This window comes from Pseudonocardia sp. OZ21, assembly GCF_059359135.1.
The window spans coordinates 114,498-130,216 of the sequence record NZ_JCADBN010000017.1 but is presented as its reverse complement, the minus strand read 5'-3'; the positions used below and the strand labels follow the sequence as shown (position 1 = coordinate 130,216).

18 protein-coding genes and 1 pseudogene are annotated in these 15,719 nt (G+C 73.5%); 8 read left to right on the top strand and 11 right to left on the bottom strand.

Translation table 11 applies throughout. The features are described from left to right. The first annotated feature begins 35 nt into the window (after positions 1-35). From AC5L35_RS30750 to AC5L35_RS30740, 3 genes are all read left to right on the top strand, one after another. Positions 36-401: a metalloregulator ArsR/SmtB family transcription factor gene (locus AC5L35_RS30750; RefSeq protein ID WP_495063227.1), complete on the top strand. Its 366-nt coding sequence runs from the start codon at positions 36-38 to the stop codon at positions 399-401. Next, positions 401-1,822 carry an ABC transporter substrate-binding protein gene (locus tag AC5L35_RS30745; RefSeq protein WP_495063226.1) on the top strand — a complete coding sequence of 474 codons (1,422 nt, stop codon included), beginning with the start codon at positions 401-403 and terminating at the stop codon, positions 1,820-1,822. Before AC5L35_RS30750 ends, AC5L35_RS30745 begins: the two co-directional genes overlap by 1 nt. Positions 1,823-1,925: 103 nt before the next feature. Continuing rightward, positions 1,926-3,473, top strand: coding sequence for an amidase (locus AC5L35_RS30740; protein ID WP_495063225.1), 1,548 nt, complete (start codon positions 1,926-1,928; stop codon positions 3,471-3,473). A 60-nt stretch (positions 3,474-3,533) separates the two neighbouring features. Here the strand turns inward: AC5L35_RS30740 and AC5L35_RS30735 are convergent, their stop codons facing one another. Together AC5L35_RS30735 and AC5L35_RS30730 are read right to left on the bottom strand one after the other, a co-directional pair. Continuing rightward, positions 3,534-3,767, bottom strand: a complete 234-nt coding sequence (locus tag AC5L35_RS30735; RefSeq protein WP_495063224.1) for a hypothetical protein — start codon at positions 3,765-3,767, stop codon at positions 3,534-3,536. Between the two features lie 25 nt (positions 3,768-3,792). Continuing rightward, positions 3,793-4,266, bottom strand: a complete 474-nt coding sequence (locus AC5L35_RS30730) for a GNAT family N-acetyltransferase (RefSeq protein WP_495063223.1) — start codon at positions 4,264-4,266, stop codon at positions 3,793-3,795. 63 nt (positions 4,267-4,329) lie between these two features. Here AC5L35_RS30730 and AC5L35_RS30725 point away from each other — a divergent pair, with 63 nt between their 5' ends. From AC5L35_RS30725 to AC5L35_RS30715, 3 genes are all read left to right on the top strand, one after another. Further along, entirely contained in the window at positions 4,330-4,956 is a 627-nt protein-coding gene (locus AC5L35_RS30725; RefSeq protein WP_495063256.1) for a class I SAM-dependent methyltransferase, read from the top strand. Between the two features lie 10 nt (positions 4,957-4,966). Then, positions 4,967-5,794 (top strand): MOSC domain-containing protein, encoded by an 828-nt coding sequence (locus AC5L35_RS30720; protein ID WP_495063222.1) that lies wholly within the window; start codon positions 4,967-4,969, stop codon positions 5,792-5,794. A 168-nt stretch (positions 5,795-5,962) separates the two neighbouring features. Continuing rightward, complete coding sequence (locus tag AC5L35_RS30715; protein ID WP_495063221.1) at positions 5,963-6,829, top strand: metallophosphoesterase; 867 nt, start codon at positions 5,963-5,965, stop codon at positions 6,827-6,829. Positions 6,830-6,945: 116 nt separating this feature from the next. Here AC5L35_RS30715 and AC5L35_RS30710 read toward each other — a convergent pair whose 3' ends face one another. From AC5L35_RS30710 to AC5L35_RS30690, 5 genes and pseudogenes are all read right to left on the bottom strand, one after another. Next, positions 6,946-7,377, bottom strand: a complete 432-nt coding sequence (locus AC5L35_RS30710; protein ID WP_495063220.1) for a hypothetical protein — start codon at positions 7,375-7,377, stop codon at positions 6,946-6,948. A gap of 6 nt (positions 7,378-7,383) precedes the next feature. Further along, positions 7,384-7,446, bottom strand: a pseudogene (locus AC5L35_RS30705) (TetR family transcriptional regulator); the annotation flags it as partial. A gap of 3 nt (positions 7,447-7,449) precedes the next feature. Beyond that, positions 7,450-7,575, bottom strand: a complete 126-nt coding sequence (locus tag AC5L35_RS30700) for a hypothetical protein (protein WP_495063219.1) — start codon at positions 7,573-7,575, stop codon at positions 7,450-7,452. 89 nt (positions 7,576-7,664) lie between these two features. Continuing rightward, positions 7,665-8,864 (bottom strand): alpha-D-ribose 1-methylphosphonate 5-triphosphate diphosphatase, encoded by a 1,200-nt coding sequence (locus AC5L35_RS30695; RefSeq protein ID WP_495063218.1) that lies wholly within the window; start codon positions 8,862-8,864, stop codon positions 7,665-7,667. Further along, positions 8,861-9,598 carry a GntR family transcriptional regulator gene (locus tag AC5L35_RS30690; protein ID WP_495063217.1) on the bottom strand — a complete coding sequence of 246 codons (738 nt, stop codon included), beginning with the start codon at positions 9,596-9,598 and terminating at the stop codon, positions 8,861-8,863. The genes AC5L35_RS30695 and AC5L35_RS30690 overlap by 4 nt, the downstream gene beginning before the upstream one ends. Before the next feature lie 614 nt (positions 9,599-10,212). On the opposite strand from AC5L35_RS30690, the gene phnC reads away from it, so the two are divergent. Both phnC and AC5L35_RS30680 read left to right on the top strand, forming a co-directional pair. Next, entirely contained in the window at positions 10,213-11,040 is an 828-nt protein-coding gene (gene phnC / locus AC5L35_RS30685; RefSeq protein ID WP_495063216.1) for a phosphonate ABC transporter ATP-binding protein, read from the top strand. Beyond that, positions 11,040-11,909, top strand: a complete 870-nt coding sequence (locus tag AC5L35_RS30680; RefSeq protein ID WP_495063215.1) for an HD domain-containing protein — start codon at positions 11,040-11,042, stop codon at positions 11,907-11,909. Before phnC ends, AC5L35_RS30680 begins: the two co-directional genes overlap by 1 nt. 7 nt (positions 11,910-11,916) lie before the next feature. Here AC5L35_RS30680 and AC5L35_RS30675 read toward each other — a convergent pair whose 3' ends face one another. The 4 genes from AC5L35_RS30675 to AC5L35_RS30660 form a co-directional block, all read right to left on the bottom strand. Beyond that, entirely contained in the window at positions 11,917-12,234 is a 318-nt protein-coding gene (locus AC5L35_RS30675) for a hypothetical protein (RefSeq protein WP_495063214.1), read from the bottom strand. Positions 12,235-12,385: 151 nt separating this feature from the next. Continuing rightward, the gene (locus AC5L35_RS30670; RefSeq protein ID WP_495063213.1) at positions 12,386-13,144 is read right to left on the bottom strand and encodes a crotonase/enoyl-CoA hydratase family protein; all 759 of its coding nucleotides are present in this window, start codon (positions 13,142-13,144) and stop codon (positions 12,386-12,388) included. Continuing rightward, positions 13,141-14,670 carry an AMP-binding protein gene (locus AC5L35_RS30665; RefSeq protein ID WP_495063212.1) on the bottom strand — a complete coding sequence of 510 codons (1,530 nt, stop codon included), beginning with the start codon at positions 14,668-14,670 and terminating at the stop codon, positions 13,141-13,143. Before AC5L35_RS30665 ends, AC5L35_RS30670 begins: the two co-directional genes overlap by 4 nt. 654 nt (positions 14,671-15,324) lie before the next feature. Beyond that, complete coding sequence (locus tag AC5L35_RS30660; protein ID WP_495063255.1) at positions 15,325-15,663, bottom strand: ABC transporter permease subunit; 339 nt, start codon at positions 15,661-15,663, stop codon at positions 15,325-15,327. Between the last annotated feature and the right edge of the window lie 56 nt (positions 15,664-15,719).

Here is a 15,719-nt window from a genome sequence, read left to right as displayed (position 1 = left end):
AGGGGGTGCGGTAGTGGCCAGGGGGGACGACCGACATGGGTGCTGACGCGGCGTTCGACGCCCTCGCGGATCCGGTTCGCCGCGAGATCCTCACGCTGTTGGCCCAGCGCGACGAGTGCAGCGCGGGCGAGCTGTCCGAGCACATCAACCGGGTGGGACGCACCGCCGTGTCCAGCCACCTCCGCGTGCTGCGCACCGCGGGCCTCATCACCGAACGCCGCACCGGCCGCTTCCGCTACTACTCCGTGGACGCCACCGGTCCCGCGCAGGAGGTGATCCAGCTGCTGCAGGAGCTGTTCCAGGGGTCGCTCGACGCCACCAAGGCCGCCGCGGAACTGGGCGCGGCGAACGATCTGGACACCGGTACCGCCGCGGACGGGCCTGTTCGCAGAGCCATGTGATGAGTCAGCTCGCCCTCACGGCCGAACAGCACGTCGACGCAGCGCCCGAGGCGGTGTTCGCCCTGTTCGGCGCGGGCACGGGCGCGGGGTGGGTCTTCGACGCCGTGTGCGACCGGGTCGGGGTGGGTGCTGTCGTCACGTTGAACGCGCCGATGTTCGGTGCGACCGCCGGGCCCGTGGAGATCCTCGGCCGGATCTCCGCCGTCCGTTCGCCGTCGCGCATCGAGATCCGGCACGACCAGCCGTGGCGCGGGCGCCTGCGGGTGCACATCGACCCGAACGACGGCGGCACCAGGGTGCGCCTGATCGCCGACCTCGACGATGCGGGTCTGCACTGGCTGATGCGCCGCCGCGGCTTCCCCGTGCCCGACGGGCCCGTGGCGGGCACCCATCCGGTGGGCCTGTTGACGAGCAAGTCCGGCTCGGCCAGCGTGTTCGCCTCGGCCACCGAGAACCTCGCGGCGATGGCCGTCGAGGAGATCAACGCCGACGGTGGCATCGAGGGCAGGCCGATGCGGCTCATGGTCGGGGACGACGCCACCGACCCCCGGCTCGGCACCATCGAGGCGTGGCGGCTGGTGCACGCGGGCTGCCGGGTGATCATGGCGAGCACGACGTCGGCCACCTTCGCCCGCGCCGCGCACGAGCTGCGCGACTCCGGCGTGCTGATGGTGCAGCCGGTCATGAACGAGGGTGGCATCGGCGGCGGCCTGCGGGTCCAGCTCGGGGAGCGCCCCGAGCACCAGCTGCGCGCCGCGGCGGGCCCGATGATGCAGGTGGCAGGTGGGAGGCGCTGGTTCCTCGCCGGCAACGACTACGTGTGGCCGCGCGCGGTGCACACGGCAGCCCGGCGGGTGCTGGTCGACGACGGCGGCACGGTGGTGGGCGAGGGCTTCGCGCCGCTGGGCACCCGCGACTTCGCGCCGCTGATCGAGAGCATCCTGCGTTCGGGTGCGGACGTCGTCCTGTCCTCCTTGGTGGGTGCCGATCTCGTGCACTTCGAGCGGCAGTGCCACGCGATGGGGGTCCGCGACCGGTGCCGGTCGCTCGCCCTCGCCCTCGACGAGCCCACCCGCGAACGCATCGGCGACGACGCCGCAGCGGGGATGTGGGGCGTCTCCGGCTACTTCGAACAGCTCCCCGGCCCCGTCAACGAGGCGTTCCTGCAGCGCTACCGCACCACGTTCGGGCAGTTCGCGCCGCCGGTCTCGAGCATCTCGGAGTCGGTCTACGAGGCGATGCACCTCTACGCGGCGGCCGTCCGGCGGACCGGTGCCGACCATCTCGACACCACGGCGCGGGAGCTGCGCAACGGCCGGGAGGACTTCCCCCGCGGCGAGACCGCCGCCGGCCCGGAGGCGCAGCGCATGTTCCTGGCCGAGGCCACGACCGGCGGTTTCCTCGTGGATCCCCCGCGGTGACGACCGCGTGACCCACCCTGCCCGATCACGTGCCACCTTTCGTTGACGAGTTGATCTCCCGGTCATTACGGTGCGTAGGCCACCGACCGCGAGGAGACCGCCGATGCCCGTTCAGCCCCCTGACCAGTCGGAGATCGCCGAGGTGGCCGCGGGCTACGGCCTGGGCCTGACCGACGCCGACGTCGAGTCGTTCGCCCCGCTGGTGCACGGGGTGCTCGCCTCGTGGGACGCCGTCGAGGCGCTCCACGCGGAGGTGGAGCCCGTCCGGCCCGACCGGGCCTGGGCGCGGCCCGAGGCCGCCGACAACCCGCTGAACGCCTGGTACGTCACCTGCAGCGTCACCGAGAACAGCGAGGGACCGCTCGCCGGCCGCACCGTGGCGGTCAAGGACAACACCGCGGTGGCCGGTGTGCCGATGATGAACGGCTCCGCCACCCTGGAGGGCTTCGTCCCCTCCTGGGACGCCACGATCGTGTCCCGGATGCTGGCAGCGGGCGCCACGATCGCCGGCAAGGCCGTCTGCGAGGACCTCTGTTTCTCCGGCGGCTCGCACACCTCGCGTACCGGCCCGGTGCAGAACCCGTGGGACCCCAGCCGGACGTCGGGCGGGTCGTCGAGCGGAAGTGCCGCGCTCGTCGCGTCCGGCGTCGTCGACTTCGCCACGGGCGGCGACCAGGGCGGATCCATCCGCATGCCCGCCTCCTTCAGCGGGATCGTCGGCCACAAGCCCACCCACGGTCTCGTGCCCTACACCGGCGCGTTCCCCATCGAGCAGACGATCGACCACGTCGGCCCCATGACCCGCACGGTGGCCGACGCCGCGCTGCTGCTCGGTGTCATCGCCGGACCCGACGGGCACGACCCGCGCCAGCCGGGCGACCTCGTCGTCCAGGACTACGTGGCCGCGCTCGCGCAGCCGGCTGCCGGGCTGCGGGTCGGTGTGGTCGGCGAGGGATTCGGCCACCCCGGCTCCGACCCCGCCGTGGACGACGCGGTGCGCGCGGCGGTCGAGACGCTGCGCGAGGCGGGCCTCACCGCCGAGGACGTCTCGATCCCCTGGCACCTGCACGGCCTGAAGATCTGGGACGTCATCTCCATCGAGGGCGCCACGGCGCAGATGGTGGACGGCAACGGCTACGGCCTGAACTGGCAGGGCCGCTACGACCCCGAACTCATGGAGTTCTACGGCAACAAGTGGCGCGAGGACGGCAGCCGGTTCTCCGAGACCGTCAAGCTCGTGCTGCTCTCCGGCCGCTACGCGCTCGACCGCCACCGCGGCAAGCACTACGCGATGGCCCGCAACCTGGCCCCCCGGCTGCGCGCGGCCTACGACGAGGCGCTGGCCCGCTACGACGTGTTGGTCATGCCCACCACACCGATCCAGGCCTCGCTCATCCCGGCCGGGGACGCCCCGCGCGCTGAGCAGATCGCGCGGGCGCTGGAGATGGTGACCAACTGCGCGCCGCTGGACGTCTCGGGGCACCCGGCGTGCAGCGTGCCCGCCGGGCAGGCCAACGGCCTCCCGACCGGGATGATGATCATCGGCAAGCGTTTCGACGACGCCACCGTGCTGCGCGTGGCCCACACCTTCGAGCAGGCGGTCGGGGGGTTCCCGGTGCCGCAGGCCGCAGCGGTGGCCGACGCGAGCTGACGAGCTACGGCATGCTCGCCCGTCCCCTACCGGGCGAGCATGCCGTTCCCCGGCGACAGCTCAGCTGCGGGCGAACCACGGAGTGCCGGGCCTGCCCGACCCCTCCGGGTCGGGCTCCTCGGGCTCCTGGGCTTCCGCCGGCCGCGGCGGCGGCACCACGGCGAGCAGCGGAAGCTGACCGTCCTCGGCGATGGTGGGGCGCCGGACGTGGGCGACCACCCAGCCGGTGGCCCGCGCGTGCCCGTGGACGAACGACACGGTCATCACCTCCCTGCCCAGTGGAGCACGGGGCACCGACAGGACGCTCGACCGGACCTGCCTATCCCAGCGTGCGGGCCATGCAGAGGCTCAACGGCGAGTCGGCGTACTCCCCGAAACACTCGATCTCGGCGTACCCGGCGCGCCGGTAGAGCTCGACGGCCTCCACCTGCCGCGCACCGGTCTCCAGCACCACCCGGTCGGCGAACAGCGCCGCCGCCTCCGCCTCGAGCGCGGCCAGCAGCGCCCTGCCGACCCCGCGGCCCCGTGCCTCCGGCCGGACGTACATCCGCTTGATCTCGCCGACGCCGGGCTCGCGCAGCCGCACGGCTCCGCACCCGAGCAGGGCGCCCGTCGTGTCCTCGACCGCGCCGAGGAGCACCCCGCTGCCCGGCGCCACCTCGGCCGGGTCGAGACGGTCGTGGACCGCACCCTCCTCCGGATAGATGTCATGCAACTCGGCGTCGAGCTCACCGATCAGCTCCCGGACCACCGGCTCGTCGAGGGCGACGGACTCGATCCGTACGGACGACATCGGCGCAGGATATCGAGGCGACCATGAACCCGAGGGTCACCTACCATCCCGCCGGTGACCGACATGGCTGCCGCCTTCGACGCCGCTGCCCCCACCTACGACGACGACCTGCACCACGTCACGATCGCCGACCGGTTGGTGCGCGGACTGCAGCCGGCCACCCCGCCTGCCCTGGTCGTCGACGTCGCCACCGGCACCGGGTTCGCCGCCTTCGCCGCCGTGGCCCTGCTCGACGCGCGCCGGGTGGTGGGCGTCGACATCTCACGGGGCATGCTCGAACGGGCGCGGGCGAAGGCCGTGCACGACGATCCCGACGGCCGGATCGAGTGGCGACACTCACCGGCGGTGCCGCTCGATCTCGGTGACGGCGTTGCCGATGTGGTGCTCTGCGCGTCGGCGCTGCACATCGTCGGCCGCGACGCGTTGCACGAGTGGCGGCGTGTGCTGCGTCCCGGTGGGCAGGTGGCGTTCAGCGTGCCGATGGCGGCCGACTTCCACCCGTCTCCCGAGTTCCGCCGCGTGGTCGAGGGCCACCTGGCCATCCCCGCGGACGATCGAGCCGCGGCCGAGATCGCGATCGAGGCCGGGTTCGTCACGGCCCGGACACAGATCACCGCCCCGGCAACGGGCGAGCGCACCCGCCGGTCGTTCCTCGTATGGGCCCAGGTCCCTGCGGCTCCGCGACGGTAGCGTGGTCGGGGTGGCCAGGGTCGCGTCGCTGCTGCATTATCCGATCAAGGGCTGTGCCGGCACGGCGGCGCACGAGTCCGTCCTGACCGCCGCGGGGATCGCCCACGATCGGTCCTTCATGATCGTCGACGCTCAGGGCGTCTTCCGCTCGCAGCGCCGGGAACCGCGCCTTGCGCAGATCCGGCCGGAGGTCGACGGCGACGTCGACCTGCTCACGCTCAGCGGCCCCGGCATCGACGCGCTGCCCGTCGAGGTGCGCACCGACGGGCCGCGCACCGCCGTCGAGCTGTTCGGCGTGCCGTACACGGGCATCGACCAGGGCGAGCGAGCTGCCGAGTGGGTGACGGCGGTGCTCGGTGCCCCGAGCCGGCTGGTGCGGGTGCCGCCCGAGCACGGCCGCGTCACCGGCGGGGAGACCCCGGGCACCGCGGGCTACGCCGACAGCTCAGCCCTGCTCATGACCAGCCTCGCGTCGTTTGACCTGCTGCACGCGCGGCTCGTCGAGCAGGGCGGGGAGCCGGTGCCGATGAACAGGTTCCGGCCCAACATCGTGGTCGACGGATGGGACGAGCCGCACACCGAGGACCAGGCCCGGCAGGTGGCGATCGGCGACGCGCTGCTCGGCTACGCCAAGCTCGCCGTCCGGTGCGCCGTCACGACGGTGGACCAGGAGACCGGCACCCCGGTGGGCCCGGAGCCGCTGCGCACGCTCGCCGGCTACCGCCGCGCCGAGGGCGGCGGGGTGACCTTCGGCGCGAAGTTCGCCGTGCTGCGGCCGGGCAAGCTCTCGGTGGGTGACGAGGTGCTCGTCGAGCGCTGGGCGGAAGCGGAGCGCTAGCCCCGACGGCACACACCCCGTGGCCACCGCACACACGTCCTGCGGTGTGCGCCGTGGCCACCGGATGTGTGCGGTCACTGCGCGCCTGTCGCGGGGCACGCGGCGGACGCCGGGAGTTCATCCGGAGTCGCTTGTCCCCGCTCGTCACCGCGGCCGAGGATCGACGCCGTGACGCCGGCGCCCGAGCACACGCTGATCCAGTTCACCGACCTGCATCTCGTGGCCGACGGCGTCCGCCACGCCATCGACCCGGCCGCAGCGCTCGCCCGCGCCCTGGCCGCCGTGGAGGAGTCGGGGGTGGCACCGACCGCGCTGCTGTTCACCGGCGACCTCACCGACGAGGGCGAGCCCGCCGCGTACGAGCGGCTGCGGGAGCTCGTCGAGCCGGTGGCCGCACGCCTCGGTGCGCCCGCCCTGTTCGTCATGGGCAACCACGACGACCGCGCCGCGCTGCGGACGCACCTGCTGGGCATCCGCCCCACCGGCGGACCGGCCGACACGGCCCCGCTCGACCACGTCACCCGGATCGGCGGCCTGCGGATCATCGTGCTCGACAGCACCGTGCCCGGACACGCCCACGGCGAGCTCACCCCTGACCAGCTCGCCTGGCTGGAGGGCGAGCTGACCGAGCCGGCGCCGGCAGGCACCGTGCTGGCGCTGCACCATCCGCCGCTGCCGTCACCGTCGCGGCTGACCGCGGCCATCGAACTGCAGCGCCGCACCACGCTGGGCGCGGTCATCTCCGGCACCGACGTGCGCATCGTGCTCGCCGGCCACACCCACCTCGTGAGCGCAGGCGCGGTGGCCGGCGTCCCGGTGTGGACCGGTGGGGCCACGTCGTACGTGTCCGACGCGCTCGTCCCGACAGGCGAGGAGCGGGCGCTCGACGCACAGACCGTCAGCCGGATCGACCTGTTCGCCGACTCCGTGGTGGCCGCCGCCGTGCCCGTCGGCGCGGTCCGTCGCGGCACCCTCTCCGCCGCCGAGGTGGAACAGCGGGTCGCGGACCTCCGCTCCCGGACAGACGCCGCCTGACCCGCCCCCGCCCCCCGCGAGTCGCCCGTCCCAACCCCGCGAGTCGCCCGTTCCAGCCCCGCGAGTCGCCCGTCCCAACCCCGCGAGTCGCCCGTTGTGCGGGCGGTTCTCCGTGGTCAGCCCGACGGGCGGCGGAAGACCCCGTACCACTGGGAGAGGGCGAGCTCCCGAGCGATCACCGCGTCGGTGCTCGGATCTCCGCCCGCGACGTGCCGGGAGACCACCTGCGCACCGCCCACCGAGAGGGTCCAGCCCGCGACCACCGGGTCGACGTCCGGCGCCAGCCGGCCCGCCTCCCGCTCCTCCTGCAGGTGAGCCACCGCCCGCTTGGAGAACCGGTCGATCTCCTCGGTCCAGTAGTCCCGCACGACCGTGTCGTAGGCGGCCGTCTCGCTGATCGCGGCGAGCACCGCGCCGTGGTCGCGGTGGTAGCGGATCATGCGCTCGTACAGCGCCGTGAGCTCGTCCGGGCCGCCGCCCGGCCCCATCGGGCGCCAGTCCTCCCCGAGGTCGAACAGCTGCTCCTTGAGTGACCCCGCGAGCCGCACCAGCAGCTCCGTCTTGTCGCGGAAGTAGAGGTAGAACGTCGAGCGGGCGATGCCGGCCTCGGTGGCGATGCGCTACACGCCGAGCTCGGTGAACGGGGCACCCTCGACGAGCAGCTTCTCCGTGGCGGCCAGCACCTGGGCCCCGACGGCAGCGCGACGGCCGGGCCCCTGCGGGCGTGGTCGCGTGATCGAGGGCACCCGGGGATCCTAGGGCGACCGCGCACACCGGACGGCCACCGTGCACACGTCAGGACGTGTGCACGGTGGCCACGAGGTGTGCGCGGTGGCTAGGGCGTCTCCGCGCGCAGCACCGACCGGACAACCGGCCACGGTTCTCCCGACTCGACCAGCACGAGGTCGGCCCGTGTCCCGGCGCCGAGCCGGCCGCGGTCGTCGAGCCCCGCCACCTCCGCGGGCCCCGCCGTCACCAGCGCCACCGCGGCAGGCAGCGACACCACGCCGCGGGCGGCGAGCAGGAACGCGGCCGGGACGAGACCGGACGGGAGGTAGTCCGATGCCAGCGCGGTGAGCAGGCCGCGGGCCGCGAGCTCACCCCCCGACACGTTGCCGGCGTGCGACCGGCCACGCAGGACGTTGGGCGCCCCGGCCACCACTGGCAGGCCCCGCTCCCGTGCCGCCGCCGCGGCCTCCAGGGTGGTCGGGAACTCGGCGACCGCCCCGCCCCTCGCCACCAGGCCGTCGATCTCGGCGGCAGTCGCGGGGTCGTGCCCGAGCAGCCGGATCGCCCCCGACCGCGCGAGCCCACCGAGCCAGTCGAGGGCCTCCGCGCGGATCGGCAGCCGGTCGTCACGCTCGACGATCAGCCGGTCGACGTGCTCCCTCGCCTCACCGTCGGACAGGCCGCGGGTGCCCGCCACGTACCGCTCGTAGTGGGTGCGGTCGACGTACTGCCCCTGCCCCGGGGTGTGGTCCTCGTGGGAGACCAGCGCGGGCACGTCACCCGGGGACGCCCCGGCGAGCCGCTCCTGCAGCGCGGCCAGCCCTTCCGGGGAGCGGACGTCGAGGCGGTGCAGGATGCGGTGGTCGACGGCCGCGACCCCGCGCTCCGCGACGGCGGCGCACAGCTCACGCGTGGTCGCGACCGTGCGGACGGTGGACGGTGAGGTGCCCTCCTCGAACGACGCGCCGTGGAACACCGTGGTGACCCCCGCGGCGCGCAGCTTGCCCTCGAAGGACAGGATCGCGAATTCCCACGGCAGCCGCGCGCCCGGCCGGGGCAGCACCTCCCGCTCGAGTCCGTCGGAGTGCACGTCCACCACGCCGGGCACGCACAGCAGGCCGGCCCCGTCCACATCGGCCTCCGACCCGGGCGGATGCGGCCCGACCTCGGCGATCCTGCCGTCGCGGACGGCGACCCGGGCGTCGTCGACGACCCGGTCCGGCAGCACGGCCCGGACGTGGCCGAGCACGTAGTCGAGCGGGGGCGCCCCGAGCGTCCACCGCACCGCGGTACCGGCGTGACTCATCCCCGTCCTTCCCCGAGCTCCACGACCACGCGGAGTGCGTCCGCGCGCATCCATGAACTGCTGCACATCACCGGGAGGCCGGTCTCGCCGTCCCGGCTGAGGCTCTCCACGAGCCACACAGGTGCCGTCGACTCCATCCGCAGGCCCACGATCACGTCGACGGGTGGCACGTCGAGGCTCACCCGGCTCCACGACCGCACCGGCTGGACCCGGCCGACCTGGCGCAGGACCAGGTCGACGGACTCGGCCGCGTGCAACGCCGCACCCAGCTCCGGAACGGTCGCCACCGGGATCCACTCGTGCGACGTGGCGGCCAGCAGGTCGTCGATGTAGGACTGCCGGCGCAACCGGTGCGCAGGCGTGCCGGGCGGCAGGTCGAGCAGAGCCGCCGGCTCCTCCGGCAGGGCCACCACGTCGACGCCGAGAACCACCGTGCGGGGCTGTGCCCCCGCGGCGGCGACCGTCTCGTGCCATGACGGGCGCCGGTCGTGGGAGATGACGTAGTCGATCCGCCGGTTGACGAAGGTGCCGGCGCCCTGGATCCGGCGCACCAGCAGCCGGCGCTCCAGTTCCTGCAGTGCCGCACGTGCCGCCGCTCTGCCGACGCCGAACCTCAGGGTGATGTCGTGCTCCCCGGCGACGCGCGCTCCTGTCGGCAGGTCGGCCAGCTCGGTGGCGAGCTGCTCGGCGATGTCCAGGTAGCGCGTTCCGCGCGAGGTGATGGTCGTACCCACGTTCACGTCCCTTCCGAGGTGACGTTCCGCGACCTGACGCTGCCCCGCCGACTTGTCCGGACAACTCCACCGACGCGAACGGCAGAAGGTCGCTGGGTGAACCCCGACGGCTGTTGTCACGACCAGGTGGGCAAACGGGATCAGCCGGGAGTTGAGCGGCCATGACTGGGGAACCGTTGCTGCGCGTTCAGCCTGCCGCCACCCGGGGGACCGGCCGTCAGCATCGCTGTCTCGGAGCCTGAGTTGTGATGTCGGAAGCCGGACGGTCCGACGTATCGCGCCCCTGGACAGGGAGACCCGACCTGCCATGAACCGCACTCTCCGCCGCGTGCTCCCCGCCGTGGCTGCTGTGCTCCTCACGACCGCACTCGCCGCCCGCGGCGAGAGCGCCGCCTCCGCCTCTCCCTCGCCCAGTCCAAGGGCTCCGCGATCACTCCGGTCGGCGCGCAGATCACCACCAACACCGACTACCTCAAGGCGAACGGCTACTGCTCCGGCGCCTGCACGGTCGGCGACGGCGGCTACTGGGGGTACGCGCCGGTGAACAACGCGTTCTACGACCCGATCCGCAAGGTCTGTGACGAGACCAAGAACAAGAACTGCACCTCCGCGTCGTGACGGTCAGGGGGAGGACCAACGGCAGCACGCGACACGCAGCCACCCCGCCGGTGGTCGAGTTCGCCGGGGTCACGAAACAGTTCGGTCCGGACGTGCTCGGTCTCGACGACGTCTCCCTGACGGTGCACGCGGGTGAGGTCGTCGTCCTGCTCGGCCTGTCGGGCTCGGGGAAGTCGACCCTGCTGCGCCACGTCGACGGCCTGCACCTGCCCACCTCGGGCAGCGTGCGGGTGCTCGGCGTGGACGTCGAGTCGGCACGCGGGGGTGCGCTGCGGGCGCTGCGCCGCCGCATCGGCTTCGTCTTCCAGCAGTTCGACCTGGTGGGCAGCCGCACGGTCCTCGAGAACGTGTGCACCGGTGCCCTCGGTCGCCTCCGTGGGCCCCGCCTCGGCCTGTCGACCTACCCGAGGGCGCTGCGCCGCGAGGCGCTGGAACACCTCGACCGGGTGGGGCTGGCCGACCGGGCGTTCCAGCGGGCGGACACCCTGTCCGGCGGGCAGCAGCAGCGGGTGGCGGTGGCCCGCGCCCTGATGCAGCGGCCCGAGGTGCTGCTGGCCGACGAGCCGGTGGCGTCGCTGGACCCCGAGTCGTCGGCGCAGGTGATGACCCTGCTGAAGACGATCAGCCGGGAGAACTCGCTCACGGTGGTGTGCAGCCTGCACCAGGTGGATCTCGCCCTCGGCTGGGGCGACCGGATCATCGGCCTGCGGACCGGTCGCACCGTGCTCGACCTGCCGACCGCGGGCCTGGACCGCGACCAGGTGATGGCCGTGTACTCGCGCGTCGGTGCCGACGCGAGCGCGCTGCTGGCGACCGCAGGCTGATGGCCGTCCGCGCGCCGTCGGCTCCGGCGCCCCGCCCGCCGACGCGCGTGCGGCTCGCGACGCGGCCGTCGGCGGGGACGGCGGCCGCGTCGCTCGTGCTGCTCGTGCTGCTGGCCGCGGCGCTGTGGTCGTTCACCGAGCTACGCATCAACGTCGCGACGTTCGTCGACGGCTCGCACCAGGCGGTGGCGTTCGTCCACCGGACGCTGCCGCTGGACTTCCCGCCACTGCTGCCCGCCCGCGCCGACGATCCTGATCATGATCTTCGCCACCGTGATGCTGGTCGAGCTGCTGGCGATCTGGCGGCGCGACCGGTTCTGACCACCAGTTCCCGAGGAAGGACGCTTTCCATGACCACCCGCGACACCATGCGCAGCGATCTGCTGGCGATGGCCGACCTGCCCTACGACGGCGAGGACGTCGACCAGCTCGCCCACGCCCTGCAGGCCGGCACCCTCGCCGTGGCAGCGGGCAGCCGTCCCGCACTGGTGGCCGCCGCGCTGCTGCACGACGTGGGCAGGCTGCCGCACGTGGAGGCCACGTTGCCACACGCCCCGCACGAGCGGGCGGGCGCCGCGTACGTCACCGGCCTGCTGGGCGCCGAGGCCGGCTGGCTGGTGGGGTCGCACGTGCTGGCCAAGCGGGCGCTGGTGGCCACCGACCCCGCCTACCTCGCCCTGCTCTCTCCCACCTCGGTGCGCACACTCGCCGAGCAGGGCGGGCCCGCGAGCGGGGGCGAGGTGGAGCGTTTCCTGCGCCACCGGCTGGCCGCCGACGCGATGCACCTGCGACGGTGGGACGACCGGGCCAAGGACCCGGCCGCCCGCACGCTGCCGATCGAGCAGCTGTTGGACGCCGCGCTCGGCTGAGCCCCGCTCAGGGCCGTACGCGCACCACGACCTCGGCGTCGGTGACCCGCTCCACACCGACCGTGAAGCCCTGGGCCTGGGTCTCCCCGCCCACCGGCACGGAGATCTGCTGCCCGGCGACCTCCAGCTGCGCCGTGCCACCCTCGACACCGACGACCCTGGCCTCGATGCCCAGCACCGACACGGCGACGGCACCGTCGCGCGGGAAGGTGACGGTGCAGCCGTCGAGCCCGCAGTCGGTCTGCGAGCCGGTGCCCCCGCATCCGGCGACGAGGACGAGCGCGATCAGGGCGGTCAGGACGGGCGCGGTCGCGCGGCGGGTCATGATCCGATCGTACGTGGCGGCTGGTCCGTTTTGTCCGGTGCCCGTGCGGGTCCACCCCGTCGGGCTTGCGAGCCCCCGTCGAGTTCAGGAAAGCCACTTTCCTGCCCTGAGAGTTCCGGAAAGTGGCTTTCCTGAACCTGGGGCGGTCGCCTCACGTGCCGTGGCGGCCCGCTCCGTTCGTGAACCGGGCGGCTCCGGCCAGCGCGTCGGCCGCGAGCGACACCTGCCCGTGCGCGAACTCCACGTCCAGCGCATCGGCCTCCGGCAGCCCCTCCTGATCCAGCACCGACAGCCGGTCGTGCCGCAGGCAGGTCTGCGGGAGACCCGCCAGCTGCGCGGCGAGCTCCCGGGCGGCGGCGAGGGCCTCCCCGGCCGGCACGACCCGGTTGGCCAGCCCGATCGCCAACGCCTCCGCCGCGTCGACCGGCCGCCCGGTGAGGATCAGGTCCATCGCGCGGCCGGCGCCGATCAACCGGGGCAGCCGCACCGTGCCACCGTCGATCAGCGGGACGCCCCAGCGGCGGCAGAAGACACCGAACACGGCGGTCTCGTCGGCGACCCGAAGGTCGCACCACAGAGCCAGCTCCAGCCCGCCGGCGACGGCGTGGCCGGACACCGCGGCGATCACCGGCTTCGACAGCCGCATCCGGGTCGGGCCCATCGGGCCGTCACCGTCGGGGGCGACGCGGTTGCCGCGCTCGGTGCCCACGGCGGTCAGGTCCGCACCCGCACAGAAGACGCCGCCCTCTCCGTGCAGCACGGCGACCGCGGCCCCGTCGTCGGCGTCGAACGCGCGGAACGCGTCGGCCAGCGCGGCGGCGGTGGCGCCGTCCACGGCGTTGCGCCGGCCGGGACGGTGCAGGAACACCGTGGTGACCGGCCCGTCGCGCTCCACCCGGACCGCGGTCACGACCGCCCCCAGAGCGGGTCGCGCAGCGCCCGGCGCAGCACCTTGCCCACCGGCGACACCGGGAGCGAGTCGACGACGTGCACCTGTTTCGGCACCTTGTACCCGGCGAGCCGGGACCGGACCACGGCCCGCAGCTCGTCGGGCGGGGGCGGTGGCGCACCAGGCCGGAGCGTGACGAACGCCGTGACCGCCTCGACCCAGGTGTCGTCCGGTGCGCCCACCACGGCGGCGGCAGCAACGGCCGGGTGCGCCAGCAGCGCGTCCTCGACCTCCCGCGGGTATACGTTGTACCCGCCGGTGATGATCATGTCGCTGGTGCGGTCCACCAGGGTCACGTAGCCGCGATCGTCGATGAACCCGAGGTCACGGGTGCGTACCCAGCCGTCCGGGGTGACGGTCTCGGCCGTCAGCTCCGGCGCGTCGTGGTAGCCGGCCATCGCGAAGGGCGCGCGCAGCCGCAGCTCACCGACGTCACCCACGGCGAGCGGGGTGCCATCGGGGGCGGTCACCCGCACCTCGGCATCCACCGACGGCTGCCCGCAGCTGCCCCGCAGCATCGGATCGGTGTGGTCCAGCGCGTCGAGCACCGTGATCGCGAGCGGCGCCTCGGTCTGGCCGTAGTACTGCACGAGGCGCGGCCCCCACAGGTCGAGCACCTGCTCCAGCAGCGGCCCGGGCATCGGACTCGCCCCGTACAGGGCGGTGCGCAGGCTGGAGACGTCAGCACGTTCGGCGGCGCCCGACGCCACGAGCATCCCGAGCATCGTCGGCACCAGGTTGATCTCGGTGGCCCGGTGCGCGGCGAGGGCGTCGAGGTAGGCGGCCGGGTCGAAGCCGGGCAGCACGGCGGCGGTGCCGCCCCGGACCCAGTACGGGAGCACGAACGTGCCGCTCGCGTGGATCAGCGACGCCGCGTGCAGCATCACCGAGCCGGGCCCGGGCGAGACGAGGTTGGCCAGGATGTTGGCCGTGATCGCGGCGAAGCTGCCCTGGGTGTGCACCACGGCTTTGAGCACGCCCGTCGTGCCGGAGGTGTAGATCACCAGGAGGGGGTCGGCGGGCGCGGCGGGCAACACCGGGTCGGCGGCCGAGGCGGACTCCATCTCGACGAGCAGATCGGGAGCGTCGACGGCGCCGGCCGGCCCCAGGCTCGCCAGCCGGAGCCCGTCGAGCCCCGCCGCCAGCTCGCCCGCCCGCTCCGCCAGCGCGGCGCTGTGCACGAGCAGCCGCACGTCGGTGGCCGCGAGCATCCGGGCCTGCTCATCGACGGCGAGCCGCGAGTTGAGCGGTACGCGGACAGCACCGGCCTTGGCACACGCGAAGTCGATCGGCACCGACCACAGACCGTTGTCGACCAGCAACCCGATCCGCGCGCCCCGGCCGGCCCCGAGACCCGTCAGCACGTGGGCGAGCCGGTTGGCAGCGGCGTCGACCTCCGCGAAGGTCAGCGACTCCGCTCCGGAGATCACCGCGGTGCGGCCCCGGTGCCGCGCCGCCCCCCGGCGCATCAGATCCACGGCCAGCATCCGGACCCCCTCCTCGTCGAGGCGTCAGCAACATGATCAGTGAAACCCACATGTGCTCGGCAGAGAAGAACCGGCGCCGCACGAGCTGATGAGCACCGGGCATTGCATCTGTCGACGGCATCGGTGGCCTCCGGACGCCGCGCAGCGCCGAGCCCCATCCGGGTGAACATGGTCTCCCCGCCGAACGGATCGTCCGGGCCGGAAGAACGGGGACTCCGACAGAGCCGACGTCCTCACCTCCCGGACCGGCGGCCACGCTGCTCGCCGAACCCAGGTCGATCACTCCGCCAGTGAAGCTGCTGGTCAGAGCCCTATCGGGGCGTCGGTCCGGCCGGCGGACCGACGACGTCGATCGGCTCTGCCACTCCGGCGAGCACCCCCTCTGCCCCTGACGTCGTCGCTGCGGCGCCGACCGGGAAGCCTGACAACTGTCCAGGGTTCCCGCAGGGCGCGGTTAACGGTTCGACGCCGTCCCGCGAGCCCTGAGAGAACCGCTCGGCGCCAATCCCCCCGGGAGCCGAGCGGCCAGTCACGGTCCCGCTGGACTTCGGTCCGGCGGGACCGTGGCGCATCAGCCGCCGCAGCAGTTGCAGCAAAGCCACTTTCACGCAACCTGCTGGCATGAACGTGGCTTTGCTGCAACGCGCCCGGCGGTCACGCCATCGTCGGCGGCGCGGCTCCGGCGGGTTCGGCGCGGGCGGCGTTGCGGCGCACCCGGGTGCCGAGCCTGCGTTCCAGCCACACGGCCAGCCGCGACAGGGCCACGTTCACCACGACGTAGATCGCGGCGACGATGAGGTAGGTCTGGATCAGCAGGTGGGTGTAGACGGTGAGGTTGTTGCCCTGCTTCATCAGCTCCGGGTAGCTGACGACGTAGCCGAGCGTGGAGTCCTTCAGCAGCGCGACGAGCTGGGTGACCAGCGTGGGGACCACCAGCCGGACGGCCTGCGGGAGGATCACCGTGCGCATGGCGGTGCCGTCGCGCAGCCCGATCGCACGTCGTACCGTCGAGGTCCGGTGGCTCGACAGGACGACCCGGGAGGAAGCAC